This window comes from Rhodococcus sp. MPR-R1B (genome assembly GCF_058793255.1).
On record NZ_JBXAFO010000065.1, the window covers coordinates 1902 to 5362 of the forward strand.

The window sequence follows — 3461 nt, forward strand, 5'->3', positions numbered from 1 at the left end:
AGGTGGTTGTTTGTGTGTTGTTTGAGAACTGCACAGTGGACGCGAGCATCTTTGTTGTAAGTAATGAAGAGCGTACGGTGGATGCCTTGGCACCAGGAGCCGATGAAGGACGTAGGAGGCTGCGATAAGCCTCGGGGAGCTGTCAACCGAGCTGTGATCCGAGGATGTCCGAATGGGGAAACCCAGCACGAGTGATGTCGTGTTACCCGCGCCTGAATATATAGGGCGTGTGGAGGGAACGTGGGGAAGTGAAACATCTCAGTACCCACAGGAAGAGAAAACAACCGTGATTCCGTGAGTAGTGGCGAGCGAAAGCGGAAGAGGCTAAACCATGGGTGTGTGATAGCCGGCAGGTGTTGCATTCGTGGGGTTGTGGGGTTCATTTTGTCAATACTGCCGTGTTGGCCAACAGTAAGAAATCACAGGGTTAGTGGAAGTGGTCTGGAACGGCCTGTCGTAGAGGGTGAGAATCCCGTACACGAAAACTTTGTGACTGTTGTAATGGAAACCCAAGTAGCACCGGGCCCGTGAAATCTGGTGTGAATCTGTCGGGACCACCCGATAAGCCTGAATACTCCCTGGTGACCGATAGCGGACTAGTACCGTGAGGGAAAGGTGAAAAGTACCCCGGGAGGGGAGTGAAATAGTACCTGAAACCGTGCGCTTACAATCCGTCAGAGCCTTCGAGCAGTTTACTGCTGGGGGTGATGGCGTGCCTTTTGAAGAATGAGCCTGCGAGTTAGTGGCATGTCGCGAGGTTAACCCGTGTGGGGTAGCCGTAGCGAAAGCGAGTCCGAATAGGGCGATCGTAGTGGCATGCTCTAGACCCGAAGCGGAGTGATCTACCCATGGCCAGGTTGAAGCGACGGTAAGACGTCGTGGAGGACCGAACCCACTTAGGTTGAAAACTGAGGGGATGAGTTGTGGGTAGGGGTGAAAGGCCAATCAAACTCCGTGATAGCTGGTTCTCCCCGAAATGCATTTAGGTGCAGCGTCGCGTGTTTCTCACCGGAGGTAGAGCTACTGGATGGTCTAGGGGGCCCACAAGCTTACCGAAATCAGCCAAACTCCGAATGCCGGTGAGTGAGAGCGCGGCAGTGAGACTGCGGGCGATAAGGTTCGTAGTCGAGAGGGAAACAGCCCAGATCGCCAGCTAAGGTCCCTAAGCGTGTACTAAGTGGAAAAGGATGTGGGGTCGCGAAGACAACCAGGAGGTTGGCTTAGAAGCAGCCACCCTTGAAAGAGTGCGTAATAGCTCACTGGTCAAGTGATCCTGCGCCGACAATGTAGCGGGGCTCAAGTACACCACCGAAGCTGCGGCATTCACGCAATAGCCCCCCTTCACTCTGCGGAGTGTTGGGCAGGTGTGTGGATGGGTAGGGGAGCGTCGTGTGGCCATGGAAGCGGCAGGGTGACCTAGCCGTGGAGGCCACACGAGTGAGAATGCAGGCATGAGTAGCGAAAGACGAGTGAGAAACTCGTCCGCCGAATGACCAAGGGTTCCTGGGCCAGGTTAATCCGCCCAGGGTGAGTCGGGACCTAAGACGAGGCCGACAGGCGTAGCCGATGGACAACGGGTTGATATTCCCGTACCCGTGTGAACGCGCCCATGGTGAATCAGTGATACTAACCATCCTGAAGCCACGAGAAGACCTTCGGGTCTCGAGTTGGTGGATGCATGGGACCTGATCTGGTAGTAGCCAAGCGATGGGGTGACGCAGGAAGGTAGCTGAGCCAGTCAGTGGTAATACTGGTGTAAGCGTGTAGGGCGTGACCTAGGCAAATCCGGGTCGCACATAGCCTGAGACGTGATGCGTAGCCGATTGAGGCGAATTCAGTGATCCTATGCTGCCGAGAAAAGCCTCTAGCGAGCTTTCACACGGCCCGTACCCCAAACCGACACAGGTGGTCAGGTAGAGAATACTAAGGCGATCGAGATAACTATGGTTAAGGAACTCGGCAAAATGCCCCCGTAACTTCGGGAGAAGGGGGGCCCTGTCTGGTGACGACATTTACTGTCTGAGCTGGGTGGGGCCGCAGAGACCAGTGAGAAGCGACTGTTTACTAAAAACACAGGTCCGTGCGAAGTCGTAAGACGATGTATACGGACTGACGCCTGCCCGGTGCTGGAAGGTTAAGAGGACCGGTTAGTTCCTTCGGGAGCGAAGCTGAGAATTTAAGCCCCAGTAAACGGCGGTGGTAACTATAACCATCCTAAGGTAGCGAAATTCCTTGTCGGGTAAGTTCCGACCTGCACGAATGGCGTAACGACTTCTCAGCTGTCTCAACCGTAGACTCGGCGAAATTGCATTACGAGTAAAGATGCTCGTTACGCGCGGCAGGACGAAAAGACCCCGGGACCTTCACTACAGCTTGGTATTGGTGTTCGGTTCGGTTTGTGTAGGATAGGTGGGAGACTGTGAAACGGTGACGCCAGTTATCGTGGAGTCGTTGTTGAAATACCACTCTGATCGAATTGGACCTCTAACCTCGGACCATGATCTGGTTCAGGGACAGTGCCTGGTGGGTAGTTTAACTGGGGCGGTTGCCTCCCAAAATGTAACGGAGGCGCCCAAAGGTTCCCTCAGCCTGGTTGGCAATCAGGTGTCGAGTGCAAGTGCACAAGGGAGCTTGACTGTGAGACTGACAGGTCGAGCAGGGACGAAAGTCGGGACTAGTGATCCGGCACCGGCAAGTGGAAGCGGTGTCGCTCAACGGATAAAAGGTACCCCGGGGATAACAGGCTGATCTTCCCCAAGAGTCCATATCGACGGGATGGTTTGGCACCTCGATGTCGGCTCGTCGCATCCTGGGGCTGGAGTAGGTCCCAAGGGTTGGGCTGTTCGCCCATTAAAGCGGCACGCGAGCTGGGTTTAGAACGTCGTGAGACAGTTCGGTCTCTATCCGCCGCGCGCGTTAGAAACTTGAGGAAGGCTGTCCCTAGTACGAGAGGACCGGGACGGACGAACCTCTGGTGTGCCAGTTGTTCCGCCAGGAGCACCGCTGGTTAGCTACGTTCGGAAGGGATAACCGCTGAAAGCATCTAAGCGGGAAGCCTGTTCCAAGATGAGGTTTCTCACCCCCTCGAGGGGGTAAGGCCCCCGGCAGACCACCGGGTTGATAGGCCAGAACTGGAAGTGCAGTAATGCATGCAGGTGACTGGTACTAATAGGCCGAGGACTTACCACAAAGAAGCTACGCGTCCACTGTGCGGTATCTGAAACAACACACAGATACTGATGAGAAACCCTGTTTTCTCCATCCCCCAACACCAGAAACGGGTGTTGACGGGTGGTGAAACCAGGTGATCAGAAGAAGGTTACTGTGACAGTTTCATAGAGTTACGGCGGTCATAGCGAAGGGGAAACGCCCGGTCCCATTCCGAACCCGGAAGCTAAGCCCTTCAGCGCCGATGGTACTGCACTCGACAGGGTGTGGGAGAGTAGGACACCGCCGAACAC

General features: G+C 55.2%; 2 rRNA genes. Both read left to right on the forward strand.

The window, feature by feature from the left end:
* Positions 1-54 precede the first annotated feature (54 nt).
* Positions 55-3189 (forward strand): 23S ribosomal RNA (locus AC1Q61_RS32565).
* Between the two features lie 153 nt (positions 3190-3342).
* A 5S ribosomal RNA gene (gene rrf / locus AC1Q61_RS32570) occupies positions 3343-3459 on the forward strand.
* Positions 3460-3461: the final 2 nt, after the last annotated feature.